General features: G+C 47.9%; 15 protein-coding genes. 7 read left to right on the forward strand and 8 right to left on the reverse strand.

Annotated elements, in window-relative coordinates:
• Positions 1 to 18: 18 nt before the first annotated feature.
• Both G548_RS0115250 and G548_RS0115255 read right to left on the reverse strand, forming a co-directional pair.
• Positions 19 to 1,623, reverse strand: coding sequence for a putative polysaccharide biosynthesis protein (locus tag G548_RS0115250; RefSeq protein WP_027847469.1), 1,605 nt, complete (start codon positions 1,621 to 1,623; stop codon positions 19 to 21).
• A gap of 147 nt (positions 1,624 to 1,770) precedes the next feature.
• Positions 1,771 to 2,175, reverse strand: a complete 405-nt coding sequence (locus tag G548_RS0115255) for a secondary thiamine-phosphate synthase enzyme YjbQ (RefSeq protein ID WP_022795018.1) — start codon at positions 2,173 to 2,175, stop codon at positions 1,771 to 1,773.
• 131 nt (positions 2,176 to 2,306) lie between these two features.
• On the opposite strand from G548_RS0115255, the gene G548_RS0115260 reads away from it, so the two are divergent.
• Positions 2,307 to 3,602 carry a BaiN/RdsA family NAD(P)/FAD-dependent oxidoreductase gene (locus G548_RS0115260; RefSeq protein ID WP_022795019.1) on the forward strand — a complete coding sequence of 432 codons (1,296 nt, stop codon included), beginning with the start codon at positions 2,307 to 2,309 and terminating at the stop codon, positions 3,600 to 3,602.
• 21 nt (positions 3,603 to 3,623) lie between these two features.
• Here G548_RS0115260 and leuS read toward each other — a convergent pair whose 3' ends face one another.
• The gene (gene leuS, locus G548_RS0115265) at positions 3,624 to 6,044 is read right to left on the reverse strand and encodes a leucine--tRNA ligase (protein ID WP_022795020.1); all 2,421 of its coding nucleotides are present in this window, start codon (positions 6,042 to 6,044) and stop codon (positions 3,624 to 3,626) included.
• A 366-nt stretch (positions 6,045 to 6,410) separates the two neighbouring features.
• Between leuS and mnmL the strand changes: the two genes are divergently transcribed.
• From mnmL to G548_RS0115280, 3 genes are read left to right on the forward strand one after another with little or no spacing between them, the layout of a single operon-like run.
• Complete coding sequence (gene mnmL, locus G548_RS0115270) at positions 6,411 to 7,379, forward strand: tRNA modification radical SAM protein MnmL/YtqA (RefSeq protein ID WP_022795021.1); 969 nt, start codon at positions 6,411 to 6,413, stop codon at positions 7,377 to 7,379.
• A complete protein-coding gene (gene mnmM / locus G548_RS0115275) occupies positions 7,376 to 8,011 on the forward strand; it encodes a tRNA 5-(aminomethyl)-2-thiouridylate-methyltransferase MnmM (RefSeq protein WP_022795022.1) in 636 nt (211 codons plus the stop codon). The genes mnmL and mnmM overlap by 4 nt, the downstream gene beginning before the upstream one ends.
• Positions 8,012 to 8,017: 6 nt before the next feature.
• Complete coding sequence (locus G548_RS0115280; protein ID WP_022795023.1) at positions 8,018 to 8,581, forward strand: beta-class carbonic anhydrase; 564 nt, start codon at positions 8,018 to 8,020, stop codon at positions 8,579 to 8,581.
• Positions 8,582 to 8,623: 42 nt separating this feature from the next.
• Here the strand turns inward: G548_RS0115280 and G548_RS0115285 are convergent, their stop codons facing one another.
• Both G548_RS0115285 and G548_RS0115290 read right to left on the reverse strand, forming a co-directional pair.
• Positions 8,624 to 9,682, reverse strand: a complete 1,059-nt coding sequence (locus G548_RS0115285; protein ID WP_022795024.1) for a tetraprenyl-beta-curcumene synthase family protein — start codon at positions 9,680 to 9,682, stop codon at positions 8,624 to 8,626.
• 32 nt (positions 9,683 to 9,714) lie between these two features.
• On the reverse strand, positions 9,715 to 10,491 hold the full coding sequence (locus G548_RS0115290) for an alpha/beta hydrolase (RefSeq protein WP_022795025.1): 777 nt from the start codon (positions 10,489 to 10,491) through the stop codon (positions 9,715 to 9,717).
• 124 nt (positions 10,492 to 10,615) lie between these two features.
• Here G548_RS0115290 and G548_RS0115295 point away from each other — a divergent pair, with 124 nt between their 5' ends.
• Positions 10,616 to 11,137, forward strand: a complete 522-nt coding sequence (locus G548_RS0115295) for a gamma carbonic anhydrase (RefSeq protein WP_022795026.1) — start codon at positions 10,616 to 10,618, stop codon at positions 11,135 to 11,137.
• 17 nt (positions 11,138 to 11,154) lie between these two features.
• Here the strand turns inward: G548_RS0115295 and G548_RS19660 are convergent, their stop codons facing one another.
• Positions 11,155 to 11,280: a hypothetical protein gene (locus tag G548_RS19660; protein WP_022795027.1), complete on the reverse strand. Its 126-nt coding sequence runs from the start codon at positions 11,278 to 11,280 to the stop codon at positions 11,155 to 11,157.
• A gap of 174 nt (positions 11,281 to 11,454) precedes the next feature.
• Between G548_RS19660 and G548_RS18440 the strand changes: the two genes are divergently transcribed.
• A complete protein-coding gene (locus G548_RS18440) occupies positions 11,455 to 12,354 on the forward strand; it encodes a helix-turn-helix domain-containing protein (RefSeq protein ID WP_022795028.1) in 900 nt (299 codons plus the stop codon).
• 45 nt (positions 12,355 to 12,399) lie between these two features.
• Here the strand turns inward: G548_RS18440 and G548_RS0115310 are convergent, their stop codons facing one another.
• A complete protein-coding gene (locus G548_RS0115310) occupies positions 12,400 to 13,044 on the reverse strand; it encodes a FusB/FusC family EF-G-binding protein (protein ID WP_022795029.1) in 645 nt (214 codons plus the stop codon).
• A gap of 169 nt (positions 13,045 to 13,213) precedes the next feature.
• Positions 13,214 to 14,089 carry a LysR family transcriptional regulator gene (locus tag G548_RS0115320; RefSeq protein ID WP_245558609.1) on the reverse strand — a complete coding sequence of 292 codons (876 nt, stop codon included), beginning with the start codon at positions 14,087 to 14,089 and terminating at the stop codon, positions 13,214 to 13,216.
• Positions 14,090 to 14,198: 109 nt separating this feature from the next.
• Here G548_RS0115320 and G548_RS0115325 point away from each other — a divergent pair.
• Positions 14,199 to 14,429 (forward strand): transposase (locus G548_RS0115325; RefSeq protein WP_022794932.1); only part of this gene is annotated, 231 nt, incomplete at its 3' end.

The following is a 14,429-nucleotide window of genomic DNA, read 5'->3' on the forward strand; positions in this document are numbered from 1 at the left end:
AGAAAGCAGGAGTTTTCGCTACGCCGCAAAGCGTTTTCCAAGCACTTTTTCTGCCAGCCCGCTCTTCATGGCAAGAGCCATAAACAGCACACCACCGACACCGACACTGATAATTTCCACCATAAATAGATCCACCCAGCCGGTGCCAGCAAATAAGAGCTCCATGCCGTTTCTTGTAATTAAGACACCAATGCCCATCACGGCAGATAAAAGAACTACTGTGCCTGCCCGGCGCGAGACCCCTCCGAAATGGAAGCCGGTAAACTTCGCAATTGCCCAGGCGTTAAATATTACCCCACACGCAAATCCAATGATCGTGCTGTAAATTCCGCCGACCGGCCCAAGAAGCAAAAGAAGAACGTAGGCACTGATAATTTTCACCATTAGACCGAGCAGCAGGGAGGCAATGGCATATTTCTGGCGGTTAATTCCCTGCAGCACTGCCGCACTTACTGAGAAAAGGGAAAAAACGATCGCCGCATATGCGTAATGCTGCAGTACGTAGCTGCCTATTTCCAGTGATTCTGTTCCAAACAGTACGCCAAAGGTGGGCCTCGCAAGCAGCGACAGCCCGACCGCAGCAGGCACCGATAAAAATAAGATCACCTGGTACGTCTGCGTAATCTGGCGCTGCAGCAGGTCCTGGTCATTACCTGTAAAGGATTTTGTTATGGTCGGAATAAGGGTGATTGACATGGCCGTAGCTATCGCTACAGGAATGAGGATCAGCTTATGCGAAGACCCTGCAAACGCGCCGTAAGCGGTCTGAATCTGACCGGACGTCCATTCCCCGGTCTGCTCCAGCGCCCGGGTGAAGGTAAACATGTCCACCATCTGAAACAAGGGAATCGCCAGGCCGACAAGGGAGAGCGGCAGGGCGTACCGGATGAGCTCACTGTACATGCTCGTTAGCGGAAGGTCACTCGAAACCGTGCTTTGTGCCTGCTCCTGCTGCAAAAAGCGCTGTCTTTTTTTCCAGTAAAAAACCAGCACGGCCATGCTTGCCAGCCCACCGACAAATGCACCAAACGTAGCAAATCCAATAGCTGTGCCAAGATTTCCATCGACTGCATACAGAATAAACAAAGCCATCGCCAAAATGAATACAATCCGTACAATCTGCTCAATAACCTGGGAGACCGCTGTCGGACCCATCGACTGGTGCCCCTGAAAAAACCCTCTCATGATTGCCATCGTTGGAATTATCATTAAAGCAAAACTGACCATGCGGATCGTAAATACAATATCCTCTGACGTAAAAGCTTCACTCGAATCAAACGATATTAAATTCACGATAAGCGGAGCACCGAAAAATAAAATAAGGAACGCTGCGATCCCGGTAAGAGTCATAAAAAAAAGACCCGACTTAAACAACCTTCGGCCTGTTTCAAAATCTCCCATCGCGTTATACTTGGATACAAATTTTGACATAGCCATCGGTATCCCAAGCGTAGCTACGCTGAGCATTAATGTGTACGGCTGGTAGCCGTATTGGTAAAGTGCGATTCCCTGCTGGCCAACCATGGCCGCAAAAGGAAATATGTAAATCATCCCTAAAAACTTTGAAATAAACGTCGCTATGCTTAAAAGAAGCGTTCCCCGCAAAAATTTTGAATCAGACATTCTTATGTTCAGCTCCATCGTGTAATCGTCTTGTGCTTTCTATGCGAATTTTACCATACTATTTTCCATTCTGGCGTCCCTTTACCAGAAAATTAACACCGCCGCCAAAAGAAAACGCCCGCTCTGAAAAAACGGGCGTACTTTTTATTATACGTCACTTAATCCTTTAATATAAAACGTACGTTTTCGCGGACCGTCAAATTCACAAAAATAGATCCCCTGCCATGTACCGAGCACAAGCTCCCCCTGCTCTACAATAATTGTCTGCTGAGTCCCCATTGTACTTGCTTTTAAGTGAGAGGCAGAATTTCCTTCGGCATGCCGGTATTTATCATGATCCCAGGGATACACTTCATCAAGACGCATGAGCATATCATGCTGAACATTCGGATCAGCGTTTTCATTTACAGTAATGCCGGCCGTCGTATGCGGTGAGTAGACGATCACCGCTCCGTGGTCAAGGCCCTCCTCCTTTATATACGTACGGACCTTCTCGGTAACATCTACCATTTCTGCATGTTCATTTGTAGATACCTCAAGCTTTCGCAGCATTGCAGCCGCCTCCTTTATCCTTGTGTAAATATAAATTTTCTCTTATGATACAATACAGCTATTATAACCGATCACGAAGTATTTTAATCTTCATGAGTAATGCTTCGCAGTCGTAAGGAGAGAATAAATAAATGACAAACGTCATTGTTATCGGCGGCGGGCCTGCAGGCTTGATGGCCTCAGTTGCTGCTGCAGAGCACGGCGCCGGTGTCACATTAATAGATAAGGGCTCCAAGCTTGGAAGAAAGCTTGCCATTTCCGGCGGCGGCCGCTGTAACGTCACTAACCGTATGGAAAGAAAAGAGCTCATCGAACACATTCCCGGCAATGGCAAATTTATGCACAGCCCATTTTCCATCTTTGACAATGAAAATATTATACACTTTTTCGAAAACCTTGGTATCGACCTGAAGGAAGAAGACATGGGACGCATGTTTCCTGTAAACGATAAAGCTGTCACTGTTGTAAATACTCTGCTCAATGAGATGGAACGCCTCGGAGTGCATACACGTACCAAGACCACGGTCGCTTCCATTGACTACAGCGAGGATCATGTCCGGGGGCTTTATTTAGAAGACGGCACCTACCTTCAGGCTGACCGCATCATTATTGCCTCCGGAGGCAAGTCCGTACCCAAAACCGGTTCCACCGGGGACGGCTATCCCTGGGCGGAAGCGGCCGGGCATACAATTACGGAGCTGTATCCCACAGAGGTGCCTATCACCTCTCCCGCTGCCTATATCCAGGACCGCACGCTTCAGGGAATTTCACTTTCCGGCGTCGCCCTGACTGTTTACCGGCCGGGCGGCAAAGCTATTAAAACCCATACCGGGGACATGATCTTCACCCATTTTGGCGTTTCCGGACCGATCGGCCTGAGATGCAGCCAGTATGTGGTGAAGGCTTTGAAAAAATACAAAGCCGAACAGATAGAGCTCGGGCTTTCCCTCTATCCCGAGGAGAACCATGAATCTATGTTTCAGCGGCTTGTGTCACTGAAAAAGACGCATGAAGCAAAAACGGTTAAAAATGCCCTCAAAGGGCTTACCATGGAACGGCTGCTGCTTTTTTTCCTGCAGGAAGCAGGTATTTCCAGCACGATGACCATCGGTGAGGCAGCAAATAAAAAACTGCGTAACCTCGCTCTCTTGTTTACCGACTTCCGTTTCCCTGCAGATGGAACGCTTTCCATTGAAGAAGCATTTGTAACCGGCGGCGGTGTGTCCATCAAAGAAGTGTTTCCAAAGCGGCTTGAATCCAGGCTGAAAAGCGGATTATTCTTCTGTGGGGAAATTTTAGATATCCACGGATACACTGGCGGCTTTAATATCACCTGTGCCTTTTCCACCGGCTATACTGCAGGAAAAGCGGCCTCGGAGCTTCCAATTGTCCAGTCCGAAACACCCCCATCCTATTCAAAAAGCTGACCGCTATGCGGCCAGCTTTTTTTAATTAGCTACAATATTTACAAGCTTTCCCGGAATGGCAATGACTTTTCGCACTGTCTTTCCTTGAAGCTCCTGCACAATTTTTTCCTGTTCCATTGCTGTCGACTCAAGGTCCTTTTCATCAGCATCTCTTGGCACTACGGCTTTTGCCCGCAGCTTGCCATTGACCTGAATAATGATTTCAATTTCCTCTTCAATAAGCATCTGTTCATCGTGCACCGGCCAGCTGCTTCTTGAAATCGAATGCTCTTCCCCAAGACGGCTCCACAGCTCTTCGGCCAGGTGAGGCGCGATAGCGCTCAACAGCTGAAGAAATCCTTTTAATTCCTGTTTTGGGAGCACCTCCTGCTTGTTCGCTTCGTTGACGAAGACCATCAGCTGACTGATACCGGTGTTAAACCGCAGCTCCGTGAACTCTTCGGTTACCTTTTTCACCGTCTGATGATACGTTCTTGCAAATGACTCCGATGCTTTTTCCTCCTGAATCTCCGGGCGCAGAGAGCCTTCATCGGTTACAAACAAGCGCCAGACCCGGTCCAGGAAACGTCTGGCACCATCCAGGCCGCTGTTGGACCATGCAATTGAGGCGTCAAGCGGCCCCATGAACATTTCGTACAGGCGCAGCGTATCTGCCCCGTGCGTGCGGATAATTTCATCCGGGTTCACGACGTTGCCCTTTGATTTACTCATTTTTTCATTGTTTTCACCGAGAATCATTCCCTGGTTGTACAGCCGCTGGAACGGCTCTTTTGTAGGCACAACTCCAATGTCATACAAAAACTTATGCCAAAACCGCGCATACAGCAGGTGAAGCACGGCGTGCTCGGCCCCCCCGATATACAAATCAACCGGCAGCCATTTTTCGAGCGCTTCTTTGGAGGCAAGCTCTTCGTTGTTATCCGGATCAGCAAAACGCAGGAAGTACCAGCAGCTTCCGGCCCACTGCGGCATAGTGTTTGTTTCCCGGCGGCCTTTCATGCCCGTTTTTGGATCAGTGACCTCAAGCCATTCCGTATTGGTGGCAAGCGGTGATTCGCCAGTGCCTGAAGGGCGGAACTCATCCATTTCCGGGAGTTCGAGCGGCAGATCTTCTTTAGCAAGCGTGGTCATCGAGCCGTCTTCCCAGTGTATAACCGGAATCGGCTCCCCCCAGTACCGCTGGCGGCTGAAGAGCCAGTCACGCAGACGATAGGTTGTTTTTTTCCGGCCGATATCTTTTTCTTCAAGCCAGTCGAGCATTTTTCCAATAGCCTCATCTTTATATAAGCCATTCAAAAACTCTGACCGTACGTGCGGACCATCCTCCGTATACGCTTCTTTGGATGTGTCTCCGCCCTCAACAACCTCCACAATCGGAAGATCAAAGGCTTTCGCGAATTCGTAGTCCCGCTCATCGTGCGCTGGCACGGCCATAATCGCCCCGCTGCCGTAAGTGGCGAGAACGTAATCAGCTATCCAGATCGGCATTCTTTCCCCGTTCACTGGGTTGATGGCGTAGGAGCCTGTAAATACGCCCGATTTCTCCTTCTGCAGCTCTGTTCGTTCAAGATCACTTTTCATTGCTGCATCGTGCTGATACTTTTCCACCGCTTCCTTTTGTGCCGGCGTAGTAATTTCTCCTACATACTCATGCTCCGGGGCGAATACGCAGTAGGTTGCTCCAAACAAAGTATCCGGACGGGTCGTAAATACGTCAAACGAAAGCTCCTTCCCTTCAACATGAAAGGTCAGCTCCGCTCCTTCTGAGCGGCCGATCCAGTTTCGCTGCATTTCTTTAATGCTGTCCGGCCAGTCCAGGCCGTCCAGGTCTTCAAGCAGACGATCGGCATAGGCTGTAATCTTAAGCATCCACTGCTTCATTGGCCGGCGTTCCACTGGATGGCCGCCGCGCTCGCTTTTTCCATCAATTACTTCTTCATTGGCAAGAACTGTTCCAAGTGCCGGGCACCAATTAACCGGTACTTCGTCTATATAAGCAAGGCCGTGTTCATACAGCTTTGTAAAAATCCACTGGGTCCATTTGTAGTAGTGGGAATCTGTGGTGTTAATTTCTCTGGCCCAGTCATAGGAAAAGCCCAGTTCCTTAATCTGGCGTTTGAAATTGGCAATGTTTGCCTGAGTGAACTCCCGGGGATTTTTCCCGGTATCGAGAGCGAACTGCTCTGCCGGCAGTCCAAAAGCATCCCATCCCATCGGATGCAGCACATCGTAGCCCTGCATGCGTTTCATTCTTGATATGATGTCTGTTGCTGTGTAGCCCTCAGGATGACCGACGTGCAGGCCGGCTCCGGAAGGGTAGGGAAACATATCCAGTGCATAATATTTCGCGGCGCCGGTATCTCTGTTGGATACGGCAAAGATTTCATTTTCCTCCCAGTATGACTGCCATTTGGGCTCTATCTGTTGGTGGGGATATGCCATGATTGTCGTTCCTCCTTTAAATAGTTGGAGCATCTGTACTGATTTTATCTGTAAAAAAAGCCTCTCTCCCAGCTGGAAAGCAGGGACGAGAGGCTTAAATTCCACGAAACAAACGGCGGGATGCGCACACGCCACTCAAGTGCGTTTCCGACTCTGACGCTTCGCTCACCCGTTTTCGTCAAGCGTCTGCTGGGTGCATAACGATAAACAAAGTACGCCGATATTCAATACTTGATATTTTATGAATTTATCCCCCTGCTGTCAAGCCTTTCTCCGTGGTTCTTTTCCTTTGCGCTTTGGGAATGCAGACAAAACATGCTAAAATGAGAAGGAATATTTTATGTACGATGGAAGGAGAGGCTCTTCATGAGCTCGGAATTATCTAACGAACAGCCGCTTGTCTGGGGAGAGAAGCGGTACCATACATGGAATCATCATCTAAAGGAATCATTCGGTCATAAAATCTTTAAAGTTCCATTGGACGGTGGATTTGATTGCCCGAACCGTGACGGAAACGTCGCCCACGGCGGCTGCACGTTCTGCTCTGCGGCAGGTTCCGGAGATTTTGCCGGGAACCGGGCCGACGATGTGGTCACCCAGTTTCATGAGATTAAAGACCGCATGCACAAGAAATGGAAAAACGGAAAATACATTGGTTATTTTCAGGCATTCAGCAATACTTACGCCCCCGTTGAAGAACTGCGGGAAATGTACGAAGCAGTACTCGCCCAGGATAACGTTGTCGGCCTTTCCATTGCGACGCGCCCGGACTGCCTCCCGGACGATGTAGTCGAATATTTGGCTGAGCTCAATGAGCGCACCTACCTGTGGGTGGAGCTCGGACTGCAGACGGTGCATGAAACGACTGCTGAAACGATCAACCGGGCGCACGATTTCGAGTGCTATAAAGAAGGCGTGGATAAGCTCCGCAAGCATAACATCCGCGTGTGCTCCCATATCATTAACGGCCTTCCCCAGGAGGACCATCAAATGATGATGGAAACGGCCCAGGCCGTAGCCGACCTTGACGTCCAGGGTATTAAAATTCATCTGCTTCACCTGTTAAAGAAAACACCAATGGTAAAGCAGTATGAAAAAGGGATGGTGGAATTTCTCGGCCGCGATGAATACGTCAGTCTTGTGGTGGACCAGCTCGAAATCCTGCCGCCCGACATGCTCATCCACCGCATTACCGGAGACGGGCCGACTGAGCTCTTGATCGGTCCGATGTGGAGCGTGAACAAGTTCGAAGTACTAAATGAAATTCATAAAGAACAGGTTCGCAGACACAGCTGGCAGGGAAAATATTATCAGCCTGCCCCGGCAGCTTTATGACACTGCCAAAAGCCGTGGCTTTCGCTCATTGGATGATTGCACAAAATGTCCGTCCCGGAGACACCGTTATTGATGCCACCTGTGGAAACGGCGGGGATACTGCCTTTCTGGCAGATACGGTGTCGCCTTCCGGGCATGTGCATGCCTTTGATGTTCAAAGCGAAGCCATCCAGGCTACATACGATCGATTACAAAAGAAAAGCCTGGAGCCATACGTCACGCTCCACCACTGCAGTCATGAGTATGCAGCCTCTGTACTCACTGAAGCGGAAAGAACCAACGTCCGGGCGGCCGTTTTTAACCTTGGCTATCTGCCGGGAAGCGATAAAAAAATTGTGACGTCTCCCTCTTCCACTATTGCAGCGGTTCTTTCCTATCTCCATACGTTCCCGCCGGACGTACCGGTCATCGTAGTTATTTACCACGGCCACCCGGGCAGCAATGCAGAACGTGCAGCTGTTGAAAACCTTGCTGCTGAACTTCCGGAACAGGAAGTGCGGGTGCTTCGTTACAGTCTGGAGTTTCAGGAAAAGACGCCTCCTTATGTGTTAACCTTTGAAAAAACAGGAAACGACACCCCCCATTTGTCTAAATTAGTTCAAGCCTATTCACATTTATCTACGAAGGGATGATGAATCATGTCAGAAGTGGTGGCATCTATTTTGGAGCACAATCAGCAGTTTGTTCAAAACAAGGAATACGAAGCCTTTCAAACCGATAAATTTCCAAATAAACGCATAGTCGTTTTAACGTGCATGGACACCCGGCTCATTGAACTGCTTCCTAAAGCTATGGGTATCCAGAATGGAGATGCAAAGCTGATCCGTAACGCCGGGGCGATGATTACGGACCCGTATGATAGTATCACCCGCAGCATTCTGGTCGCTTTATACGAATTAAAAGCCGAAGAAGTCCTGATTGTCGGTCATTATGGCTGTGGCATGACCGGTCTTCAGGCCGGCCAGGTGCTTGAAAAAGCGTACGATCGCGGAGTTTCATCCGACGCAGAAGCAGTGATGCATGCTGAAGGAGTCTCCGTGCATGAATGGCTGCGCGGTTTTTCGGATGTGGAGGATAATGTACATCAATCCGTCCAGGTCATGAGAAACCATCCGCTTCTTCCACCAGGAACTCCAGTGCATGGGCTTGTGATTTCCCCGGAAACCGGAGAATTGACGTCGCTTGATACGGCTGGTATGTAAAGAAGAACCGCCTTTTCTTTTATGGAAGAGGCGGTTCTTTGTTTATATTTTCTTGCGGTACATCCATGAATTCCAATAGTAAATAAGCGAAGTCATGCCGCCGAAACGGAGCAGGTGTTTTGCCTGCTGCTTCATTGTTTCATTCGCCTGTACTTTTTCGTCGGACAGATAAATGGAGAGAAGACCTTTGTTTAATTGTTTATGAAAACCGGCTTCCGGCAGCTTAGCTACTTTTTTATCAGCCTCGGATTTGAAAAATTCCAGACGTGACATCATATGGCCGGCAGAGGCATATTTTTCGGTGAAGTTCAGAGAGCCCTGCTCCACATCCTCTTCCTGGTCAATAAAGTAATCAAGCAGAATATGCATCCCCTGTACATAAGGAAAATGAGCTTCTTTAATCGACTTTGCCTGAAGCTCGGCAAGCGGCGACCGGGCAGCGTATCCGGCCAGGGCATAAATACCGAGCGTCGATCCGGAAGCAGCACAAAATTCATACCAGGTCATCGGCGGAACCCGGTCTTTAAAGTGCTCATATAGCTCAATCAGCTTTATTTCACGCTCATTGACATCAATATGCTTGTATATCTGCATCTCCCTGTAATACATGGACAGCTCTTCCATAAACGGCTGCGCCCCAGAAAAGCCCGGAAAGCTCTGCAGGGCGGACTGGCACGTTTCAACCAAATCCGCTAAGAAGCCACCATCCCCGTCCCCTTTTTTCTTTTTAAGGTAATCCTGCTGGCTGGCCGCCGGGTCCAGTGCGTGCTTCATCGCTTCATGAATATCACGGTAAAAGGTGACTCCTTCCTCCTGGCTCATATCACAGATGCTGTCCAAATAATCGCTGATATTTTGATAGGCTACAATAAAACGCAGCAGCTCGCTCCGGATATGCCCGGGAGCAATCAATGCATAGAGCGATCCCCCTTCGTAATGGAAGGTCTTTTCATCAATTGCTTCAAGCGCGGCCTGACGGTAAAGGTCATCTGGAATTTGCTCTGCTTTCTGCTTCCACTCACTTAAGTATTTACGGGCAGCCGGCAGGGTGTCTTTCACCCCGTAGTACATAATAGTCGGTATCGATGTTGGTGCTGACATTTCAAAAGGCCTCCTTGATTGGCTGGTTCATTTCAGGAATGCTGATTCATAAAGTGGATGATGTATCTTACCACCCGTTCCTGTTCGGGTTCATTCAATATTTCATGATAAAGATTATTCCATATTTTAATCGTTCGTTCCGACGTGTGCAGCCGGTTAAACCAACGCACAGTTGCTTCTTTATCAACGATATAATCTTCTCCGGCCTGCATAACCAAAAGCGGCGTATCCGGAAAGCTTTCCGGCTGTGCCAGGCTGATCCGCATTGCCCGGATCATCTCCTGGTACCAGCGGACCGTAACCGTATCATTCACCAGTTCATCCTTCTGGTACTCGGCTCTTGTTTCCGGGTTTCTTGTTAAATACTGGGCCTGAATGCCGGTTTTCAAATTTTTGCCGGGCACGAGCCGGTGCGCAAGCCTTCCGGATAATTCCCGGATTCTGTTTGGGTATTCGTACAGCCCGAGCGCAGGGGAAGACAGGATAATACCTTTCACTGGCATATACCGCTCGGATACTGCCCGTATGACAATTAACCCGCCCATGCTGTGCCCAAGCATAAAAATAGGCAGCTTAAAGGAAGCTGCTTCTCTGTACCATTCATATACGGTGTCTGTATATTCCCGAAAGCTGTCTATATGCCCTCTTCGCCCGTTGGTTTCTCCGTGTCCGGGCAAGTCCCCGGTAATCACATGCAGATGCTGGCGTTTCAATACATGGATCAGCCATTCATACCTACGGTAGTGCTCTCCTGATCCATGAACCAGTACAACAACTCCACGCGGGCGGTCCACTAACCTTTTTTCCACTATTATCGCCCCTTTTTCCCTTGATCCAGCACACTCAGGAAATATCTCTTTCTTTATTTTACTATTATTTTTGCTACACTTGCATTAGAAATGCAGAATAAATTTCGGAAAGTGTGGTTTTTTTATGATTTATCCGTACAATAACCAGTACCCATCCATCGCTTCTACCGTTTTTTTAGCAGATTTCACGGTTATCACAGGCGACGTTACCATCGGCGAAGAATCAAGCATCTGGTTTCACACCGTTATCCGCGGGGACGTAGCACCCACACTGATCGGCAGCAGGGTCAATGTTCAGGACCAGTGCCTGCTGCACCAAAGCCCGAAGTACCCTCTGATTATTGAAGACGATGTGACTGTCGGTCATCAGGTGATGCTTCATTCCGCTGTTGTAAGAAAAAAAGCGCTTATCGGTATGGGGTCTACGGTGCTTGACGGCGCGGAGATCGGAGAAGGGGCGTTCATCGGTGCCGGCAGCCTCGTCCCGCCCGGCAAAACGATTCCTGCCGGAGTGCTTGCTTTTGGACGTCCGGCCAAAGTCGTTCGTGACCTCACCGAAGAGGACAAAGAAGATATGGAGCGTATCCGCCTCGAATACGTTGAGAAAGCCAGGCAGTATAAAGAAATAAGCCGCAGACATCAATGATGTCCGCGGCTTGCTTTTTAATATTGGTGCGGGATGTCTCTTGTTATAATTTCATCTGCCACCAGTGTGCTCTGCTGCACCGGTGCAGCTGTTGCCATCATTACTACAATGAAAGCAGCGTACCATAAACCTGCTTTTTTCATGCCTTCACCTCTTTATCATATGTTCATTTTAGTATATTCGAACTATAAAAAGAGTGTTTTCCGCTTCCGGCTCCAAAATCGATCATTTTCCTAAGACTTTCCTCTTTTTTCTCCGGATTTCTTCCCGTAAAATAACTATAGGAATATTTGAGAGATAGGGAGAGAACTATATTGATGGATTTTTCACGAGTGGGAAATAAAATACAGGAATTGCGGAAATACCGGGGCTACACACAAAAGGAGCTTGCTAAGGATGTTTGCACCCAGGCCCAGATCAGTAAAATTGAGAAAGGGACTATCGTACCGTATTCAAGCACCATGTTTTATATTGCTGAACGGCTCGGAGCCAGTATGTATTATTTCTTTGAAGAAGCGTTAACAGACCGGAGTGACTACGTCCGCTCCGTATTCAGTATGCTTGAAGCGTGCCGGTTCGAGCATAATTATATTTTGATGCGGGAGCTTCTTTCCAAGGAGGAAGACAATCCCATTTTTAAAATCGGCTATTATGAGCAGTACATGCTCTGGCATAAAGCTATTTGCGCCTACGAACTGGACAAAGATCCAAAACGGGCGCTCGAGCTGGCTTCTTCTGCCCTTGATGCGTACCACAAAGGAATTTATACAGAACGTAAAGGTGAAATCACAAACGCCATGGCAATTATTCACAACCTTGAACATGATTACAAAAAAGCTGCGGACATATCCCGGAAAGCTCTGCAGGATCATCAGAGCCTGATGCACCCGGAGAATAAATACATTGAATTGAAGCTGACCTATACCTTAACCAAAGCGCTAACCTATCAGGGGGCTTACCAGCAATCCATCGACTGGTGTTCCCAGGGGATCGACCGCTGTATTGAGCTGCAGAACAGCTATGTTTTAGGAGAACTGCTTTATCAGAGAGGCCAAAACCTTCTGGTGCTGGGATTTGTTGAATCTGCTCTTCAGGATTGGAGTCAGGCGTGTTCCATGTTTGATACGATGAAACAAATCGGCCTTGCAGACCACATCCGGCAGGAGATTGATGATTATAAAAAAGACGGGACCATCCATCTGCATACACTCCAATAATAATATAAAACCGGGGACATATTTTATCCCCGGCTTTTAGAGCATTCACTTTTTCAAATGATACATAAACGTTTCAAGCTGCCCGAGGTCCGTAATATTTTCATTGCACCTCCCGCTGTCCTGGCAGATATAGTTGCCGCGGCTTGTATACGTTTCTTTACCAGCCGTTACTACTGCCATAAAAAGCCCTGTCTCCTCTTGTTTGTTGCAGATCGTACAGATTCCTTTTCCGGGAGTGTTCCGAAATGTTCCAAACACACCCGTCAATCTCCTTTGGTCCGTAGTAATAATATATTTTCGTTCTGCCCGGATGTCATTCCAGCCCAGATACGATATATTTTTCAGGTCCAATTCCTCCAATGGCGGTATAGTCAGCTTTTTTGCCTTTGGAAAAAGCTTTTTAATCCGCTCTACAGTAACGGTGGGGAACGGAACAACATGCATTTTCAACTCACTGACCATCTGCTCTGCCTGAGTGCTGTCCTCTACATACAGGATCTTTTCCAACAGTTTTTCCTGTTCATCGTTCATAGAATAAAAGCTATTGATAATTTGATCAAAGGCGCTATGCTTTAATGCCCGGATCACGTCGGCATCTTTTACTGTGGCGTGCGTATGAGCAAATTTCCATACATGCTCTTTAATAAAATTAAACTGGTCATTGCGCAAAAATGGTTCAATTTGAATCATTTACCCATTCCTCATTTCAGTATAGTAAGCTTCTGTTCCTGATGCTGCACAGAGTGCTTTATACAGCAGCGAATATAAATCCATCATTAGTGATTCCCCTGTGATTGCGGTATTAGTATACAACAAATTAGTTTTTGCAGAAAACTATCGACAAAGAAGCGGCCGGACGTTAACAATTCTCTGTGAGGCATCGGATCATAAACTGTATGTTTTTTGTCCGTGCTGCTCTTTTTGGAAGTACGTATGAAAAATACCTTTTTGCATCAATGCCTGCGATGGATAAAAGCTCGAGCGTGTGGTGTTTTTGTTCTTCTTCAATCGCTGCTTCTGATAACAAAGACAGCCCAAGGCCATTTTTAACAGCTTCTTTAATTCCCTGCGTACTGCTGATCACTAGAAGTGAACGCAGGCGGATCCCGTTTGCATCCATCACATAATCAAACGATTCCCGGGTCCCGGACCCTTTTTCACGCACCACCCATTTTTGATCCTGCAGTTCCTCACGGGCAGCAGGCGAAAAGGAGGCGGAGGTACTTTTTACCACTCCAAGGCGGTCCGTCTGAAATGGCGTCAGCGTAATATCGGCAGCCCCACTGTGTCCTTCCACCAGGCCAATATCGACCTTCAGCGTCCTTACCAGCTGAATGATTTCTTCTGTATTGGCAATTGTCACTTCAAACTGAATCCCTTCATACTCCTTTTGCATTCTGGCCATTACTTTAGGGAGTACGTATTCACCAATCGTAAAGCTGGCCCCGATATGAATAGTGCCGCTCACTTCCTCATGCATCATATATATGTCTTCCTTCATATGATTGTAAGTGCCCATCAACTGGCGGGCATGAGCCAAAAACACCTCGCCTTCCCTTGTAAGCATCAACGATTTTGTCGTCCGCTGAAACAGCGGGGCCAAAAATTCCTTTTCAAGGTTTTTAATATGCACGCTTACCGTCGGTTGGGAGAGGGAGAGCACCTCTGAGGCTTTAGCAAAATTTCCCTCCTCTACGACGATCAAAAAAGTTTTTAATTCGTCAATATGCATCATATGCGAGAGCGTAAAATATTTTGTGTAAACGAGCGAACACGAAAAAAGGAAGTCCTTTTCTAGTAGAATGAAGTTAGCCGACCACATTCACAGAAAAGAGGACTTCCCTATGAATAATTTTACTACAGATATTGCTCACGCTCTAGTCCAACATCAGGATGTCAACGAGATCTTCCGATCTCATTTGGAACACGCCGTCAATCAGCTGCTTCAAACCGAATTAACGTCTTTTTTGGATTACGAGAAGTACGATGCGGCCGGCATTGGTTCCGGCAATTCCCGCAACGGCACGTACGAGCGCACGCTGAAAACCGAATTTGGGGAGCTGTCGCTGGCGATT

Origin of the sequence: Marinococcus halotolerans DSM 16375, assembly GCF_000420725.1 — a bacterium.
GTDB classification, from domain to species: domain Bacteria; phylum Bacillota; class Bacilli; order Bacillales; family Marinococcaceae; genus Marinococcus; species Marinococcus halotolerans.

Excerpts from the sequence above, each read along its gene's own strand:
- mnmL (WP_022795021.1), top strand. The coding sequence starts at position 6,411 with ATGAGCTCGGAATTATCTAACGAACAGCCGCTTGTCTGGGGAGAGAAG.
- G548_RS19660 (WP_022795027.1), bottom strand. The coding sequence starts at position 11,280 with ATGAAAAAAGCAGGTTTATGGTACGCTGCTTTCATTGTAGTAATGATG.
- G548_RS18440 (WP_022795028.1), top strand. The coding sequence starts at position 11,455 with ATGGATTTTTCACGAGTGGGAAATAAAATACAGGAATTGCGGAAATAC.
- G548_RS0115260 (WP_022795019.1), top strand. The coding sequence starts at position 2,307 with ATGACAAACGTCATTGTTATCGGCGGCGGGCCTGCAGGCTTGATGGCC.
- G548_RS0115310 (WP_022795029.1), bottom strand. The coding sequence starts at position 13,044 with ATGATTCAAATTGAACCATTTTTGCGCAATGACCAGTTTAATTTTATT.
- G548_RS0115250 (WP_027847469.1), bottom strand. The coding sequence starts at position 1,623 with ATGTCTGATTCAAAATTTTTGCGGGGAACGCTTCTTTTAAGCATAGCG.
- G548_RS0115285 (WP_022795024.1), bottom strand. The coding sequence starts at position 9,682 with ATGTCAGCACCAACATCGATACCGACTATTATGTACTACGGGGTGAAA.
- mnmM (WP_022795022.1), top strand. The coding sequence starts at position 7,376 with ATGACACTGCCAAAAGCCGTGGCTTTCGCTCATTGGATGATTGCACAA.
- G548_RS0115255 (WP_022795018.1), bottom strand. The coding sequence starts at position 2,175 with ATGCTGCGAAAGCTTGAGGTATCTACAAATGAACATGCAGAAATGGTA.
- G548_RS0115280 (WP_022795023.1), top strand. The coding sequence starts at position 8,018 with ATGTCAGAAGTGGTGGCATCTATTTTGGAGCACAATCAGCAGTTTGTT.
- leuS (WP_022795020.1), bottom strand. The coding sequence starts at position 6,044 with ATGGCATATCCCCACCAACAGATAGAGCCCAAATGGCAGTCATACTGG.
- G548_RS0115295 (WP_022795026.1), top strand. The coding sequence starts at position 10,616 with ATGATTTATCCGTACAATAACCAGTACCCATCCATCGCTTCTACCGTT.
- G548_RS0115320 (WP_245558609.1), bottom strand. The coding sequence starts at position 14,089 with ATGATGCATATTGACGAATTAAAAACTTTTTTGATCGTCGTAGAGGAG.